This window comes from Spirosoma arboris (assembly GCF_009754945.1).
In the GTDB taxonomy this organism is placed as follows: Bacteria; Bacteroidota; Bacteroidia; order Cytophagales; family Spirosomataceae; genus Spirosoma; species Spirosoma arboris.
Genome location: NZ_WPIN01000019.1, coordinates 40425 through 57325 on the forward strand (window position 1 = coordinate 40425; position 16901 = coordinate 57325).

The 16901-nt window shown below is 45.2% G+C and carries 12 protein-coding genes; 7 read left to right on the forward strand and 5 right to left on the reverse strand.

Annotation, left to right across the window (positions count from 1 at the left end):
• Positions 1 to 46 precede the first annotated feature (46 nt).
• The 3 genes from GO755_RS33040 to GO755_RS33050 are packed head-to-tail and all read right to left on the reverse strand — an operon-like array spanning position 47 to position 5141.
• Entirely contained in the window at positions 47 to 526 is a 480-nt protein-coding gene (locus GO755_RS33040) for a DUF4843 domain-containing protein (RefSeq protein ID WP_157589718.1), read from the reverse strand.
• 9 nt (positions 527 to 535) lie between these two features.
• Positions 536 to 1987 carry a RagB/SusD family nutrient uptake outer membrane protein gene (locus GO755_RS33045; RefSeq protein WP_157589719.1) on the reverse strand — a complete coding sequence of 484 codons (1452 nt, stop codon included), beginning with the start codon at positions 1985 to 1987 and terminating at the stop codon, positions 536 to 538.
• A gap of 25 nt (positions 1988 to 2012) precedes the next feature.
• Positions 2013 to 5141, reverse strand: coding sequence for a SusC/RagA family TonB-linked outer membrane protein (locus GO755_RS33050; RefSeq protein WP_157589720.1), 3129 nt, complete (start codon positions 5139 to 5141; stop codon positions 2013 to 2015).
• A gap of 371 nt (positions 5142 to 5512) precedes the next feature.
• On the opposite strand from GO755_RS33050, the gene GO755_RS33055 reads away from it, so the two are divergent.
• The 7 genes from GO755_RS33055 (at position 5513) to GO755_RS33085 (ending at position 15111) form a co-directional block, all read left to right on the forward strand.
• Positions 5513 to 6229 (forward strand): hypothetical protein, encoded by a 717-nt coding sequence (locus GO755_RS33055; protein WP_157589721.1) that lies wholly within the window; start codon positions 5513 to 5515, stop codon positions 6227 to 6229.
• Between the two features lie 49 nt (positions 6230 to 6278).
• On the forward strand, positions 6279 to 9023 hold the full coding sequence (locus GO755_RS33060) for a VWA domain-containing protein (protein ID WP_157589722.1): 2745 nt from the start codon (positions 6279 to 6281) through the stop codon (positions 9021 to 9023).
• Between the two features lie 206 nt (positions 9024 to 9229).
• Positions 9230 to 9973 (forward strand): BPL-N domain-containing protein, encoded by a 744-nt coding sequence (locus GO755_RS33065; RefSeq protein ID WP_157589723.1) that lies wholly within the window; start codon positions 9230 to 9232, stop codon positions 9971 to 9973.
• A 387-nt stretch (positions 9974 to 10360) separates the two neighbouring features.
• Positions 10361 to 10927, forward strand: coding sequence for a dihydrofolate reductase family protein (locus GO755_RS33070; RefSeq protein WP_157589724.1), 567 nt, complete (start codon positions 10361 to 10363; stop codon positions 10925 to 10927).
• A gap of 163 nt (positions 10928 to 11090) precedes the next feature.
• Positions 11091 to 11429, forward strand: a complete 339-nt coding sequence (locus tag GO755_RS33075) for a PadR family transcriptional regulator (protein WP_157589725.1) — start codon at positions 11091 to 11093, stop codon at positions 11427 to 11429.
• A complete protein-coding gene (locus GO755_RS33080) occupies positions 11422 to 14166 on the forward strand; it encodes an FtsX-like permease family protein (protein ID WP_227687183.1) in 2745 nt (914 codons plus the stop codon). The genes GO755_RS33075 and GO755_RS33080 overlap by 8 nt, the downstream gene beginning before the upstream one ends.
• Positions 14167 to 14373: 207 nt before the next feature.
• Positions 14374 to 15111, forward strand: a complete 738-nt coding sequence (locus GO755_RS33085; protein ID WP_157589726.1) for a hypothetical protein — start codon at positions 14374 to 14376, stop codon at positions 15109 to 15111.
• 20 nt (positions 15112 to 15131) lie between these two features.
• Here the strand turns inward: GO755_RS33085 and porG are convergent, their stop codons facing one another.
• A complete protein-coding gene (gene porG, locus GO755_RS33090) occupies positions 15132 to 15803 on the reverse strand; it encodes a type IX secretion system protein PorG (protein WP_157589727.1) in 672 nt (223 codons plus the stop codon).
• Between the two features lie 41 nt (positions 15804 to 15844).
• On the reverse strand, positions 15845 to 16825 hold the full coding sequence (locus GO755_RS33095; RefSeq protein ID WP_157589728.1) for a DUF6089 family protein: 981 nt from the start codon (positions 16823 to 16825) through the stop codon (positions 15845 to 15847).
• Positions 16826 to 16901 lie beyond the last annotated feature (76 nt).

The window sequence follows — 16901 nt, forward strand, 5'->3', positions numbered from 1 at the left end:
TGCCATAAAAAATGCCGCAGCCAGTACTGGCTGCGGCATCTAAACGTTAAAACGAAATTCGATAGCCGACTTTTTTGTAGTTTTCATTCGGAGTGATGTCCGAACCGTTTCCTTCCAATATCAAAACCAGATCAACTGTTTGGGTTGTACCGGTCGGAGCCGCCCCGGTCAATATATTGACAGAGCAGCTTCCAAAACTGGATTTAGCCGGAATCGTGAATGTCCCTCCGTTCAGACTGTAGTGGACACCTTCTACCGCTGTTGTGTTGTCTTTATCGACGGAGAATTTGATGACCTCATCTGTATTCCGTTGGGCACCTACCAGATTCACCTGGGTAGTTTGCGCACCGGCTCCGTTCTTGATAGGCAGCAGTGGATACGTTTTTCCAACGGCGAACGAAGTAACTACCGTTGCCTGAAACTCAACAACCGTTTTTTTATTATACAGGAAATCGTTTTCCTTGAAACATGAAGTTTGCGCAAGTAAAACAATACCTATCAGCGCGAAACGCAATAGTCTTTTCATAGTAATGGCTCAGTAGTTATAGTTTTGCTTCAGGTTACGGTTATTGTTGATCTCGCTGATCGGAATCCGGGCCAGAACACGATAATCTGTGAACGGAAGATTAGTAGGCAATTTGACAATGTCGCGACCAAGTCGTTTCAGATCCCAGAACCGGTGTCCTTCGAACGCAAACTCCAGACGACGCTGTTTGATGACCTCATCCAGCAAAGCGGTGCCAGTCAACCCTGTTTTTTCGGGCAATCCCGAGCGCGTCCGGATGGTGTTCAAATCTTTAATTGCATCAGCCTCTCTTCCCAGTCGATAATAGGCTTCGGCCCGGTTCAGATACATTTCTGAAATACGAATCACCGGCACGTTATCAAGGTTAATAGTCCCGTTTTTGCCCAGGAATTTAGTCGTCTCGATGTTTTGTGCACCGCGTCCTTTTGTTCCTAATTCATACAGTTGGCGACGAATGTCCAGCACCGCGCCCGATGCATCTTTCTCTGATTCCAGATCGGCCAGAAGTGCCACCGTAGGCACAACATCCCCGAATCCGCCGGTTTGCGCCGTGTTACCAAGCGTTACCAGCGTCGTGAAGGTTGTTTGCAATGAGGTGTTTACGCCAATGTTCTCATTTGTCTGAAAATTAATTTCAAACATCGACTCTGGGTTAATAGCGGTACGCCAGCCTGCGATATACGTGGTTTTAGACTGAAATACGCCTACTCCAGAGGCCAGCGCACTGGTTGCCATATCGGCCGATTCTTGGTATTTACCGGCATACAGTGCTACGCGAGAGTAGAGCGCCTGGGCTGCTCCTTTAGTGGCATAAGCTGGACCCCGTGAAGTAGCAGTCCCCGTCAGTTTATCGATAGCTGTTGTCAGATCGGTCAAGATCTGCGTATACACTTCATCAATGGATGGTCGGCTTGGATAGGCTACTTGTGGCAATGTTAATACGCCCGTCAGTGCTAGCGGAACACCACCCCGATTATACTCATTAATAATCGCAGTAGGCATATAAGCATAGGCTTTCACCAAATCGAAATACATCAATGATCTCAGAAACAGACATTGTCCCATATAGGAGTTGCGCTGTGCATCTGTCATAGTCACCTTAGGCAGGGCGTCCAGTACCAGGTTTGCCTGATTGATACCATAGTAATCCTGCGTCCAGTTAATCATGTGATTGCCAGGCTGATTCTGATATTCAGGAACCAGGCGGCTCGAGTTGTTAGTCGCCCGTCCATTATCAGCGAGCACTTCAGGGAGGGCAATCAAATCCCGACCATACAAATCCGTACTTTGCAAGGCATCATAAACAGCATTGACGGCGGCATTAACTGCTTCCTGAGTGGTAAGAGCTGTCGATGAATCAACGGCGGTTTTAGGCTTTACATCTACTAGGCTACTACAGGCAAAGAGCCCACCCGTTAGGATCGTCGTGGCCAGTACCCGCTTAAACATGTATGTTTTCATAAACTAAATAACAAGGATGAAGTGATTATAAACCGATCTCAACGCCGAACGTGTAGGTCTTCGACTGGGGGATAGCACCCGTATTACCCGATCCGAAGTTCAGGAACTCTGGGTCGTAGCCCGTCCATTTCGTCCAGGTAACCAGGTTTGTAGCTATTCCATAAATGCGAACGTTTTGAAGTAGCTTGGTTTTGGTCAGCAGGGCTTTGGGGAAGGTATACGCCAGCTGAACCTGCTTTAGACGGATATACGAAGCATCTTCAATAGACCGGCTAGTGCTGGATACATACGAAGATCCCAGTACTTCGGCACCACCATTGTAGGGTCGTGGTACGTCTGTGATTTGCCCCGGCGCCGTCCAGCGATTGTTATAAGTATCCAGTAAGGTATTCACATTACGAGTTCCGTCATCTATCAGTGTGAGCCCCTGCGAGTTGTTGACACGACGACCGAACTCATATTGGAAAAACGCGGTCAAATCGAAACCTCTGTACGAAATCTGGTTACGCCAGCCACCATAAATATTGGCAAAGTCAGAACCCAAGTATTTAGAATCACGAGGAGTCTGGTAGGTGTACACAATGTTGCCGTTCTGGTCATACCACATGGCCCGGCCCGTTGCAGGATTTACACCCGCATATACAGGAGCATAGTTGGCATAAACAGGTTTACCAACAATGAAGTTACGGGTAACGGTTGTGTTCCCCGCCTGCACTGGGGCTGTCAGCAAAATAAGGCTGTCGACGTTGGCCTGTGGCGAAATCCCATCATACAGTTTGGTAACCTTGTTATCGATAACCGAGAAGTTAAAGCTACTTTCCCAGCGAAGTGATGAGGTTTTCAGGACATCAACGGTGATTTCGGCTTCAAAACCCCGGTTTTTTACCTGACCGGCATTGAACGTAATGGTGGTATAACCACTAGTGTTAGGCACTTGCCGTTGCAACAACAGGTCGTTACTGGTACGATCATATACATCGAATTGGCCACGAATCCGGTTATTAAAGATGCCATATTCCAGACCTGCGGCTACTTCGGTATTCCGTTCCCATTTCAAATCGGGGTTTGCTAAGCTGGTCACAGCAATACCACTGCCACCATTGTAGTTAGCACCACCCACATACAAACCTCTTGAATCGAAGTTCCCGATCTGATCGTTTCCGGTCGATCCAAAGCTGGCCCGCAGTTTCAATTCGGTCAATACTGGATTGCCTTTCAGGAATGATTCGTCTGACACTAACCAGCTACCCGAAATAGATGGGAAGAAACCAAACAGGTTGTTAGCACCAAAGCGGGAAGAACCATCGTAACGGCCAATAAGCGACAGGAAATACCGGCTATTGTAGTTATAGTCGATTTTACCAAAAGCAGAAGCCCGATGATAGCCCGTCCAGGAACTTGACATACTTTGGTAATTAGCAGCGGCAGAAATGTATTGAAAGGCTGATGTTGGGAATCCATAAGCAGAACCGCTGGTTCCATTCCGGGTATCGCTCCGATACTCGAGCCCTGCCAGTGCGTTAATCGAATGTTCGCCAAACTGGTGCGAATAGGTAAGCGCGCCATTTGTGAGGAAGTTGATACTTTCTTCGTTCTGGAAGGAATCCCGCCCCTGCACACTATACGCATCCTGAATACGCGGATCGGCATAGTAGTTTCCTTTAATAAGGCGATAATCCAGGTTGACGGTTGGCCGGAAGGTTAGCTGGGGCGTTATTTTATAAGTAAGCGCTGCACTACCTACCAGTTGATTCGTGGTCGATGTGATTTTAGCGTAATCGGCCGACAGGATGAAATTGTGACTAACAACCCCAACTGCACCACCTGTCTGTGGCGTGTTTGCGTAGGTTCCATCTGCGTTGTAAATCGCGTTGGTCGGTACCATAACTGGTCCTCCGAAAGCCGCCGATCCAAGATAACCACCTCCGTTTGGCGACGCGTACTGACCGCCCTGCGTTGTTGTACTCAGGTTGATAGACTGCTCAAACTGCAACTTGTCCGACAACTTCTGCCCCAGTCGTAAGCTCGTCGTAAACCGTTTAAAGTTGATGGCAACCACGTTCCCATCCTGCGAATTATAAGATGTCGAGAAGTGAAAATTATTCCGATCACTGCCACCTGAGAGCGATAATTCATAATTCTGTACACGTCCAGAGCGCATAGCCGCCCGCTGCCAGTCGTAGGTTTTCAGTGTATCTACAATACCCTGTAGTTGGTTCTCGCCCAGACTCGCTATAGTTGCGGCTGGATAACGAAGAATACCAAGTACTTGCTGAAGTGCCCACGTTCTGGATTGGGTTGGGTTAGCATTCATGAACGCTTCGGTTCGCATGTTTACCCATTGCTGCGAATTCAGAACGTCGAAGTATTTAATTGGCTCGACAACACCCTGATAGTAATTGAGTTTTACTTGCGTCTTGCCCGCTTTCCCTTTTTTGGTTGTAATGATGACAACCCCGTTGGCAGCCTGAGACCCATAAATAGATGCAGCGGCAGCATCTTTTAATACCTCAATCGACTCAACGTCATTCGGGTTAAGGAAGTTAATAGGGTTCGAGCTGGCATAACTGTTGGTATTCTGCGTATTAAGCTGAACACCATCGACAATATAGAGGGGTTCATTACCGGCCGTAATAGAACCTACGCCCCGGATACGTACCTGCATGGCTCCACCAGGAGCACCGTTAGCAGAGGAAATCTGCACACCCGAAATACGACCCTGCATAGCCCGGTCGATACTTTGGGCTGGAACGTTCTGGATGTCAGTACCTTTAATTTTAGAAACGGCTCCGGTCACTTCGCGCTTGCTGAGAACACCACCGTAACCTGTTACAATTACTTCTTCCAGATCACTGTTTGTACTCTGCAATTGCACCGTAATCGTACTACGGTTACCTACTTCGACTTCCAGACGAGCAAAGCCAATTGACGAAACAACGAGTGTTGGTTTACCCGATACGGCCAAACTAAAATTCCCGCTGGCATCAGCTGTTGTACCACGAGTTGTGCCTTTCACAGATATACTGGCACCAGGCAACGGCCCACCATCATCGCTGGAGGTAACACGTCCTGTAATAACGCGATCCTGAGCATATGAGAAGCTCATAATGCTCAATAGCATTAAAGTAAGGTTAAATAGAAGTTTTCGAATCATCTTTGATGAGTGCTTAAATTTTACCCTTAAAGTAAAATCACCCTTCCCCTATTGCAAAATTTTATATCGAATTTACAATAAATTACAATTTTATATTTCACTATTTCTATTTTCTTTGATATATAATCCTAATAAAATGAAATATATACATATTAAAATTACATTAAAATAACAATTATATTTATACATTTTTTAACATAATATTAGGACAGGAAAGGCCGATTAATTGGCAATAGATCGATCAGATTATCATGTCATCTCTACATGTTGTTGCCCTAAAACCACCTGTTGTTCATTCATAGTAGCTTCTCCTTCGGTTTGGTATCAACTTCGAGGTATAAAATCCCACTGCTATCACTAGAAGATAAAACATGGAACGATCAGTCACACTTCTGGTTGCCTGTTTGTGTACGGCACCTCTTTTTTTCATGTTGGGGTACGGTTTGGTCTGGTGGTTCACCAAAGACGCAGGCGGTGGCAGCGATGATAGTATAGCTTATGGCTATTTTGGTATATTGGGTGGCCTGGCCATAACGGGTATTGGCATTGGGCTACTCTGGTATCTGAGCGGACGTTTTCTGACGCCGACTTACCTACGATACCTGCAAATCACTGATGGCATTCTACTGGCGGGTTGGCTTGTTTATTGGCTAGTGAACGCTTCCCAGCAACCTCAACGACTTCGCTACGAAGGCAAGTGGGCAGCTCTGGAAATAGAAGTACGCGTAAACAAACCGTTGCTTAATGGTTCAGACATTGCGTCGGCCATTTCAATGGATTATATCGGTGGACAAAACAGCGGTAACTTCCCCCGTTCCGACGCGGTTCGGGAGGATGGCGAGTTTGTTATCTTACCTTGGGCTACAGCGCCTATGGATGTCGATAAATGGCAAATGCGCGTATTCTTACACAACAATCCAGTCTTGTTCCTATTAGATTTGCCGCGGCTGCCCACCCAATCGACAAACTGGTCGAACTGGATTTTCCCCAGTCAGTATCAGGACTATAGCTTATCTGATACGATTAAACAGCGACTTACCCTCCGGTATCGACTCAGGCTTGTTCCCGCTACCGAGAATTTCCACTAAGCGGCTTTATGTGAGTATGTTAGACCATTGTTTTTGTGTTATTTTGAGTATGCATACCCCTCTTTTCCTACTTCTGCTATTCGCGGCCTTTTTTGCAACAGGTCAGTCCTTACGCGAAACACCTCAGCAGGCCCTTAATCAGTATGTCGCATTTCTGAATCAATCAGTCGATGAAGTGAGCGACCGGTTGCAACGTATACAGGCTTATTATGCCGATATGGGGACGTATCAATCACGAGGGCGCTCTCTGTTGCGACTATCGCCATCGGGTACACTGGAGGAATATTACTACAAAAAGGCGCTAACCGACAATGCCTTCACCGATATAGAAAAACAGCGATTGCAAGCCAGCGCTCAGGCACTCTGGAAATTAGTGACCAAAATCGATCAGACAGCCAAAGCCTTAGAAACCTACGACCGATTGAAAGATTACGAGCGTGACAATTTCAAGAAAGCAATCACACTCATTACTCAATTTCAAGCGCTTACCACTCAATTTAGCAACGACAAGGACGCTTTCTACAAACAAATTCAACGAGTCTATCGCCGATACCAGCCTTACCGCGCTACGGATGCCTATCTCTACACCGAGAAAGAAATAGAGCAGGTACTGATAAGTCAGCAACAGTTGCTCGATACGCTGGCTTATTATCTGAATGAAAAAAGTCCGTCGAACTGGCCTGTTAAACTCGTTCAGCAGAGCATTCTGGCAGATGAAAAACTGCTCAATGAATTTGGGAAAGGTCGGTCGGTTATTGAATACCCCGCTTCAGATATGCTGAGTTCGTTCAAGGGAGGTTTGCATATAATTCAGGCCGTAAAGAAACGGGCGGTCGATGACTATACCTTTGCCGCCCAACAAACAGCGCGGCACAACAATGAATTCTATCGGTCATTTATCAACCAGTACAACAACGATTTGCTAAACTGGTACCAGAGTTTTGTTAAGTACAGCGCATCGACCAAACAGTTGCTGGATTATCCTAAATATGCACCTGTTTTTGCGTTCGATGTTCCGCAGGCATCCAGCCCGAAATCTGATGGAACAGCCCCCTTTCGGGATGTTCAACCTGCGGCATTCACAATAAAACCAGCTACGGCCCCGGCTAGTACGGCTACTTTTGACGCGCTGAATGCCTACGTTGACTTTATCAACGAATCTTTACGGCAGATGAATCGTATGCAACTACTGATCCGCGATTATCAATCTTCAGCAGAATATTATCGGGAACCGGGTGCATCTAAACGTCGGGGTAATCTGACCTACTCGCATGAAGACTATAAGGTGCCGATATCCGAACATCAACTTCTTGCCATTAATACTCCACAGATTCCGCAACCGTACCGGACTTCGATTAACGGACAGGCTGATGTATTACTGGCGATACTGAAAGAAATGGATGCATTGAGTATTGAGTTGATTACCTATACCAGCACCAAACAATACGAACAGGATAGACTAAAACGCTCCGACGCTATTCTGGATCGATATGCCTACCTATTCGATGTGTTCGATCAAAAGAAAGAGCGGCTTTATCAGGATGTTCGACGCATTCACGAGAGTTATCCGGTCAAAAAACCGATCACATCCTATGACGTATCGGGCAAAGCGCTACTGAAACTCATTGATCTGAATAAAGAGATTTTGTTCGGCGTAAGAGCCTATTTGAAAGGAGAAGCCACACAGGTACCCGCTACCGATGCGCTACAAGCCGAAGCCAGAACGCTGATTACAAACGAATATCAGAATCTGAAAGGCCTGAAACGACTGGGGCGCAATAACGGCCTATGCCCCTACTCGCCTTATGAAGACCTCGCCGAAAACTCACTCCGAATGGCCGAAAAGGCGCAGAAAGTCTCGCTAAAATCGCCAGGTCAGACGTACGAATCGTTTTATTATTTCTTCAATAACGAGATAGCTTACCAATACAACCAGTTTAGCGAGTTGGCCAAAGTAGGCGTATTGAAAACCATCAATGAGCCAAATATCCTGGCTTTTCGTCGGTTAGGTCCACTAACAATTCCTGTAGCGACAACCGAAATGGTTACGAAACCAATCAATAAACCGCTTGCAGAAACAAAGCCAGTTGCTCAATCGACAACGACCAATACAACTCCAATGAGTAGCCCGACTACGACAACGGGAAAAACAGGTATTCAGCATGACACTATTTATGTTAATCAGACCAAAGTCGATACGGTATTTATAGACCGGCCCGGTCAGACAAACGTAGTTAACTCGCTGGCAGGCTTTGCAGCCAATAATATGGTGCTGCTGCTGGATGTATCCGGCTCCATGGATTCGCCTTATAAACTGCCGCTATTGAAAACAGCCATTAAATCACTGCTGCGTATACTCCGCCCCGAAGATCAACTTTCGATTGTGGTGTATTCGGGCAAGGCGAAAGTGGCATTGAAACCTACATCCGGTACAAACGCTACCGAAATAGCCCGCGTCATTGACCAACTCCAGTCCGACGGCGATACGGATGGAAACGGCGGCATCCGCCTGGCTTACAAAGTAGCCGACAAAAACTACATCCGCGCAGGCAACAACCGTATAATCCTGGCCACCGACGGCGAGTTTCCGGTGAGTGACGAAGTGTATCAATTGGTTAATGAAGCCAGTAGTCAGGATGTTTATCTGACAATTTTCACCTTTGGCCGGAATGAAATCAACGGCCAGAATCTCAAAAAATTAGCTCAGACTGGCAAAGGCAGTTATACCCACATCACCCGAGAGAACGCAAACCTGCAACTAATTCTGGAAGCTCAGGCGAAGAAAGCTCCGTAGAACTCGTTATCAGGAATCGAACATATTCGTCTATTTACTACTTGGCAATCATTATAGAATGACATCCGACAATCTTTCACTAGTTAGAAAAACAAAAAAGCAAGATTTTGAAAGTAGAAATTGAAGCCGTTTAAATTTTCTAATTTCTATTAAAACGGCCTAACATTTCCTATAAACAAAAAAGGTTAAATAGCTTCATCAATAAAATGATCACGACTAAGAATAGACTTATTTGTTTTACATATTTTATTATTATAGTATTCTTCACAAACTGTAAAAGCACAATAAAAGAAGCGCCAATTATGCTTTTTAATGGTACAGGCACGTCGCCTAACGATGTGGAAGCTGTTAAGGATATTTTATTTTCAAATCATATGGATTTTACCCTAGTAAATTCCACGCAACTAAACGAATTAGATACAAGTCAATTGAAGAAATACAAATTGATTATCATACCCGGTGGAAATTTTATAGATATAGGTAAAAGTCTTACAGAAGAAACGACAAGAAAGATCCAAAAAGCGGTTCATCAGGGATTAAATTATCTGGGAATTTGTGCTGGCGGTTTTTTGGCAGGGAATACTCGAAACAATAGTTTTAATATTACTAACGGTGTACAATTTAAATTTTATTCAGCTGAGGCTAAAGGGATAAGAAAGGCGGCAGTTGCCGTTTCCAATGCGGATGGAACACGAATCGAGCACTATTGGGAAGACGGTCCCCAATTCAGTGGTTGGGGCGACGTGGTTTCAAAATATCCAGACGGCACACCAGCGACTGTTCAGGGAAATTATGGGTCAGGATGGGTGGTGCTTACGGGAGTACATCCAGAAGCACCAGAAAACTGGCGAAAAGAATTTTCGTTCTCAACTTCTATAGAAACCAGTCATAACTATGCGGATAGCCTTATAAAGGCAGCAATAGAAAAAAGAGCAATGTCACATTTTTAAATAACACTTAAAGATAAAAGATGGCGAACTGTTATCAAAATTTTTTGTATAATTGAAGCCCATACATAACCAACGATTGTACATAGAAGCGGTTTAAACTTTTTCCTCTTATAGAAAATGTTAGGTTTTTTTGTCATTCCGACGACAGGAGGAATCTCAAGCTTGACTAATAAGGAAGTTTGAGATTCCTCCTGTCGTCGGAATGACAAAAAAATAATCCAATTTTAATAAAAATTAGGGAGCTTAAACAACTTCATACTTAACTTCACATTCGGCAAAATTTTTCCTGCTGGGCAGGATCCTTTAATATCAACTTTTAATTATAAATTTAGCTTTAGTTTTTAGCGAACAATTAGTTACTTTCTCAACTGCACAAATAACTCATCAATGGCAACAGACTCCTTTAAACTGACAATACACATGGTCTCAAGTCTTGACGGCATTATTGCAAAAAAAGACAATAGCGTTTCCTGGTTTGAGACATCTGATAGCTATGAAAAAGGAGTTGAACTTACAGAACAAGACACGGGAGAATTTCTTAAAACAATAGATTGCTATGTGATGGGCGCCCGGACCTACGAGCACGCCCTGGAACTGTCAAAATCGTATGGATGGGCTTACGGAGATACACCAACAATTGTTGTAACTCACCAGGACCTACCGATTGACAGAACGAATATTGAAACTTATTCGGGCGACCTCAACAAACTTGTGGATGAACGATTAAAGCTAAACTATACTAATGTTTGGCTCGTAGGCGGAGCAATGCTTGCCAAAGAATTCATTCGTCTACAATTGGCGAACGAAATAAGATTATCCGTTTTGCCTATTATTCTGGGGGACGGGACCCTGTTTCTTGACCAAATTGGCCAGGAACAAGCGCTACACCTGAAGGACGTGACCGCCTACAAAAGCGGAATGGTCGAGCTGTGGTATGAGCTAAGAAAAGAATAGAATTGGCGGTTTTACCATGTCCGCAAGTGTACGATTGCTGTCCGTTTCTGGACATTCATTAAGTCTCTCCATAACAAAAATATCCCTCAGTTAACCAGAAAAGCCTATTTCTTAAGTTGGCAAGGCATTTGTTTAGCAAATAACAAGCAAATCATTACTGACAATGGGAAGAGCTTATTTAGGCGAGTTCGAAGAGCTGGTTTTACTCACCGTAGCCGTGCTGGAGGGAGGAGCTTATGGCGTTACAATAGCCGCTGAATTAAAGCAGCGCACCGATCGAACGATTAGCCTCAGTGGTGTACACATTGCCCTCTATCGCCTAGAGGAAAAAGGATTCGTACGATCTGAGCTAGGGGGTGCCACAGCTTCCAGAGGGGGCCGCAGAAAACGATTATTTGTCATTACCACCTTGGGAAAGCGAACGCTGGGCGAGATGCGGGAAGTGCGCAACCAACTCTGGGATTCTATTCCTAACCCCCACCTGATCGTAAGCTATGAATAAACAAAACCAGTCCCCGCTCCCACCGGCCTGGGCCGATCGCTTACTAACGTGGTTCTGTCCATCTTACCTACTGGAAGAGCTGGTAGGCGATTTACATGAACAATTTGATCTGCACGTAGAAGAAGTTGGCGAGAAGAAAGCGCGCCAGTTGTACATACAGGAAGTGATCAAATTCTGCCGCCCTTACTTTCTGAAACGACGAGTCAGTACCCTTACAAAACCATCTGCCAGCGTTAGCTCACCAACCAGCCATCGCTATAGGTATCCACAACACGAACTCCGGTCCACTTTTTTTCTTAGTCCCGATATGCTACGTAATTATATCAAAATAGCCCTCCGTAATCTCTGGAAAAGCAAAGGATATGCGGCCATCAACGTCGTTGGCCTATCTGTGGCCTTTGTTGTCTGTATCTTTTTGTTTCTCCGGTCTTATCTACACCTCACTTTCGACGATTTTCATCAGGACGACGACCGTATTTTTCAGACGTATTTTTTCTCGAATGATCCGGAAAAAGCGCTTCGAAGTGGTAATATGGCCTTACCTCTGGCTCCTGCCTTAAAAGCTGATTATCCGGAACTGGAAGCTGTAGCCCGCATTTTAACGGGCCGGAAGAGTCTCGTAGAAGTAAAGGGAAAGTATTTCGATAAACTGGTTCTGCAAACCGATCAGGATTTCCTGAAAATCTTTTCATTTCCACTGATTAAAGGAAATCGGGAAGTTGCACTCCGCAATTTAAGTAGTGCCGTTATCAGCGAGACTATGGCTAAAACCGCATTTGGCGCCGAAGATCCTATCGGCAAAACCCTACTAATTGGCAGCGACAGTAATAAGAAGCAATACATTATAACGGGCATTATTAGCGATGCGCCTTACAATTCCACTATTCAATACGATGCGTTAGTGCGGATCGAGAATTCATACGCTTATCAGCACGACAAAGACAACTGGAGCGCGAATTCGCATACAGTTTTTATAAAGTTGCCACCCCATGTCGATCAGGCAACGTTCGAGAATCGATTGAAACCGTTCGCCCAGAAGTATTTCAAGGGCAGGCTTGACGATCTCAAAAAGAAAGGAGCTAAGCCCGACCAGCGTGGCGATTTGTTCGCCGTTCGGATTCAGAAGCTTTCCGATGTTCATTTCGATCGGGATATAGCCGGTGGCGGTGGCACTCCCATTGCCATCGTGTATACATTGATGGGTATTGCCTTTTTTATCCTATTGATTGCCTGCATCAACTTCATCAATCTAAGCATTGCCCGGTCGTTTACCCGCGCCCGAGAGGTTGGGGTTCGGAAAGCGTTGGGTGCGCTGAAAAATCAGCTTTTTGTCCAGATTTGGGGGGAATCAACCCTGATTTGCCTGGTTGGTTTTTCAGTGGGTGTGCTGCTTACCTACCTGCTTTTGCCTCTGTTCAATGCCACTTTCGACGGTCGGCTTCAGTTTGATCAAATGCTTCAGCCAGGTTTTATCGGCGTTATGCTGGGTGTATTTGTCGTGGTCACCTTTGTGGCGGGTGGCTATCCGGCCTGGCAAATGGCGAAGTTCAATGCGGTGGAAGTACTGAAAGGAAAACTATCAATAAAACGCCCCGGCGCCATACGCAACTCGCTGATTGTTACCCAATTTGTCATGTCGAGCTTACTGGCCTGCTGTACCATCATTGCCTCGCAGCAGTTGAATTTTCTGCGCACTCGTCCGGTTGGATTCCAAAAAGAGCAGGTTATTAGCATTCCAGTTGGCAATCAGGTGAACGGTCGGCAAGTGCTTGGTCGTCTGCGTAATGCACTGGCGAATGATCCATCGGTACTGGCTATAACCGGTACAAGTGTCAATCTGGGTCGAGGCAAAGATCATGTCAGCTCACGGTCAACGGTCGGCTACACCTACAAAGGCAAAAACGTCTCAAGCGATTTACTATTAATCGACTTCGACTACCTCAAAACCCTGAGTATTAAACCAATCGCTGGTCGTGATTTCAACCGGGCCTATGCAACAGACTCCGTAAAGCGTGTGATTATTACAGCAAGCATGGCTAAAATGATGGGCGAATCTAACCCCGTAGGTATGTTACTGGGAGATGATGCCGATTCTTCGAATACAAAGTCTCAAATTATTGGCGTTGTTCCCGATTTTCATCTGTATTCGCTGGCAGATGAAGCCAAGCCTATCACCCTGTATCTTTCTCATAATGAGCCTATCCGATACATTTTTGTCCGCGTCACTCCGCAAAGTCTGTCGGGCACGATGGATAAGCTCAAACAGGTATGGAAAGAAGTAGCTCCGCAATCGGAATTTATAGGCACGTTTCTGGATGAAAATGTCGACGCCTGGTACCAGAATGAAGAGCAATTGTCGCGCATCTGCAGCCTGGCTTCCAGCATCGCCATTTTGCTCTCCTGCTTAGGCTTGTTCGCCGTTGCCATGATGATCATCGAGCAACGAACCAAAGAAATAGGTATTCGGAAAGTAATGGGTGCCAGTATTGCCAGCATCATTGTTACGTTGTCGCAGAGCTTTGTCAAGCTAGTACTTATTGCCCTGATAATTGCCTTGCCATTAGCCTGGTTTTTAATGAAAACATGGCTGGATAATTATCTGGAACATATTTCCATCAGCATATGGGTTTTCGCCGGAGTTGGCCTGGCCGCTGTTTTAGTTGCTCTGGCAACAGTGAGCTTCCAAACGGTCAAAGCTGCGTTGGTGAATCCAGTAAAGAGTTTACGAAGCGAATAGCATAACTTACGATACGCATTCAGAGAATCGCTTAAATTGCATTCCACCACATGAAAAAGCATCGCCCACACTAGCGATGCTTTTTCGTTTTAATCACTATCACTCATTCCAAAATTCTACAGCGTACCATTCATTTAAAAATAAAGCCACTTATATAGTATGTATTGCAAAGTACCTTACATTACATATATCTTACTTTTAAAAAAGATGGCACCGACACGAGTGGGTTCTGATGAGATTAACGCTTTCTGGTTTCCCGGACGCTGGGTAGGGGGAATCTCAATGATAATTGGCCCGATTTTGATTCTGGTAGGCACTCTTCTTCGCATACAATTTGATTTCTTTTTTCCTCAGCAACTTAAAGCCTTTGCGGACCATCCTACCCTACTAACTACTTCTTACAGTCTCTTTTTAGCAGGTAACATTTTATTATGGCCAGCTATTGTTACCCTCGCCAAACTGATTGGGCATAAAAAGCCTGGTTGGGCACTCTGGGGAGGTACACTGGTCATCTTAGGTTTGTTTGCCCGTACGTTTCACTACGGTATCAATCATTTAGCCTTTCAGTTAGTCCATGTTCAAAATCTACAACAGGCAACAAAAGCCATTGCCGACTCCTATAGCGCCTTCCATATTGTTTCAACCTTGTCGGCAGCTATTTTATTTGGCTGGATAATACTGGCTATTGGGGCCTATCTTTCAGGTACGCTCAACCTGGTACGCTCGATAGGATTAGGCTTAATGTCAACGTTAATGCTGGGCGTACTCAAAGGCAGTTCATTGGTATCGGCAATTGATACAATTGGCCTTTGTGTGGCTTTGATACCATTGGGTGTTAAGGTGCTGCGAGACGGGCCTACACCAGGTAAGCGAACCATTGTGGGCTGGTCGGGGCTTATTCTTGGCCTGGTTACACTTATGTATTTTTTTGGCCAGGCGGGCTAATGACGCAAATTCAACTGATTTTACGGGCAAACGATTTTGTAGAAAGTATAACTAAGGGTAATCGCTGTATATGTATAACTATCCGACAAAGCAGGGTTACCCTGAGTCGTTTTAGTTAGTGCTTTACCAAATGTAGCATCACCGAGGCCATCCAGATAATCGTTTCTGGTAAAGCGGGTACCAAACTCCAGACCAATACTCCAGGGGCGCTTTATTTCGTACTTTACGCCTATACCAAGCGGATAGGTCACAACACCACCTGCCCGAATGACGTCATTATTAAATTTACATAAACCTATTCCACCAAATATATAGGGGGTCCAATTCTTGGCTTTTGGTAAAGGCTTATAATTCAGAAAATTGTATTCAAAATCAATATATAATTCCTGGATGTTGGTCTTATACGAGTAGTTACGTGCCTGTTGAAGAGGATCGCTACTGAACCGATCTTCACCATGGAAAGAGCCAATAGAGCCTCCTGCACGTAATGAAAATGAACGGCTTACATTATAACGAAAAAAACCTCCAATACCTGGACTAATAAAACGAGGGTTCAGCGATGGATTTACATCGCCTTTGCAAAGCATTCCGCCTAAAGTGGCTCCAAGTTCAATTTTTTGCGCCTGTGTGCTAAAACTGATAAAAAGCCCGACCACAATCAGCCGGGCTGTACGTATTCGGTATCGGTGCATAGATTTGATAACTGTAATCTATAAGCTTTTTTGCCCGTTATTCACTTAATAGGTGGGCACTTAATGTTAACCGGAATGATATAGTGGATTGAAAATGTAGTTAGTAAATAACCATCGTTAAGCAGCCCATCAGCCCCTCGTACTGCAGTTGCAGTAAACAGGTCTGGATTCGTTTGCTGAAATTGCGACAAGGCAGGGTTACGCGATACATTCACACGAGCAGCATCAGGTTCAAGCCGTCGATCGGACATTGTCTTTGCCAACCCTTGTAATGCATCAGGAGCCGCATAGTTACCGCCCACATCGTCGAGATAATCGGTAAATGTATACCGATAGCTAATCTCGACGCCGAGATTAAAGTTGTCATTTAGCCTGTATCGAGCACCAATACCAACCGGAATAGCTAGTGTCACCAATGAATAGGGCTTCTGGTAACCTGGTTGTCCTTGTCCTTCGGTATGTAATGGCTGAAGTTTTACCCACGTACGCGCTCCGTACTGGTTACTGGTATCACTTACGGTAGGCGTTCTTGCTTCCGGGCTATGGGCCACTAAGGCCAGTCCACCGAATATATAGGGAGTAAATTTCGCTCGAACGCTTGAATTACGACCATCAGCAACGAAATTATAAATACCCGAAATAGCAAACTCTTTTAAATCATTCCGAAAGTGCAGGTTTCGCGTGTACTGAGCGGCAAATTTAGTAGGATCATTGTGGGAGTATGTGTAGTCGTCGCCTGTAATTCGAGCCCAGGTAAATGTAGCACGTGCAGCAAAATGTGGCGTAAACTGACGAGTATACCCAATACCAACATTCCAGCGTGGCAAGGTAAACAAGGATTTAAACGGCTGGCTGTAGCCTGCCAGATCACCAAAGTAAGTAGATGTTCCTCCCCCGAACGAAACCGACGAGTAGGGAACGAAATGCGGATTTGGCCGCCGTTGAGCCCAGCTTTCTGTAAGTAAACCTGTCAGCAACCAGATTGCCGCAGCGCTTATTACCAACTGCTTGTAGTTAATCATACGCTTAAAATAGGTGAATCAACCCTAGTTGGGCTATAAGCCAACCAATTCCGAAACGGCCAAATTATCGCTTTTA

Excerpts from the sequence above, each read along its gene's own strand:
- GO755_RS33040 (WP_157589718.1), bottom strand. The coding sequence starts at position 526 with ATGAAAAGACTATTGCGTTTCGCGCTGATAGGTATTGTTTTACTTGCG.
- GO755_RS33045 (WP_157589719.1), bottom strand. The coding sequence starts at position 1,987 with ATGAAAACATACATGTTTAAGCGGGTACTGGCCACGACGATCCTAACG.
- GO755_RS33050 (WP_157589720.1), bottom strand. The coding sequence starts at position 5,141 with ATGATTCGAAAACTTCTATTTAACCTTACTTTAATGCTATTGAGCATT.
- GO755_RS33055 (WP_157589721.1), top strand. The coding sequence starts at position 5,513 with ATGGAACGATCAGTCACACTTCTGGTTGCCTGTTTGTGTACGGCACCT.
- GO755_RS33060 (WP_157589722.1), top strand. The coding sequence starts at position 6,279 with ATGCATACCCCTCTTTTCCTACTTCTGCTATTCGCGGCCTTTTTTGCA.
- GO755_RS33065 (WP_157589723.1), top strand. The coding sequence starts at position 9,230 with ATGATCACGACTAAGAATAGACTTATTTGTTTTACATATTTTATTATT.
- GO755_RS33070 (WP_157589724.1), top strand. The coding sequence starts at position 10,361 with ATGGCAACAGACTCCTTTAAACTGACAATACACATGGTCTCAAGTCTT.
- GO755_RS33075 (WP_157589725.1), top strand. The coding sequence starts at position 11,091 with ATGGGAAGAGCTTATTTAGGCGAGTTCGAAGAGCTGGTTTTACTCACC.
- GO755_RS33080 (WP_227687183.1), top strand. The coding sequence starts at position 11,422 with ATGAATAAACAAAACCAGTCCCCGCTCCCACCGGCCTGGGCCGATCGC.
- GO755_RS33085 (WP_157589726.1), top strand. The coding sequence starts at position 14,374 with ATGGCACCGACACGAGTGGGTTCTGATGAGATTAACGCTTTCTGGTTT.
- porG (WP_157589727.1), bottom strand. The coding sequence starts at position 15,803 with ATGCACCGATACCGAATACGTACAGCCCGGCTGATTGTGGTCGGGCTT.
- GO755_RS33095 (WP_157589728.1), bottom strand. The coding sequence starts at position 16,825 with ATGATTAACTACAAGCAGTTGGTAATAAGCGCTGCGGCAATCTGGTTG.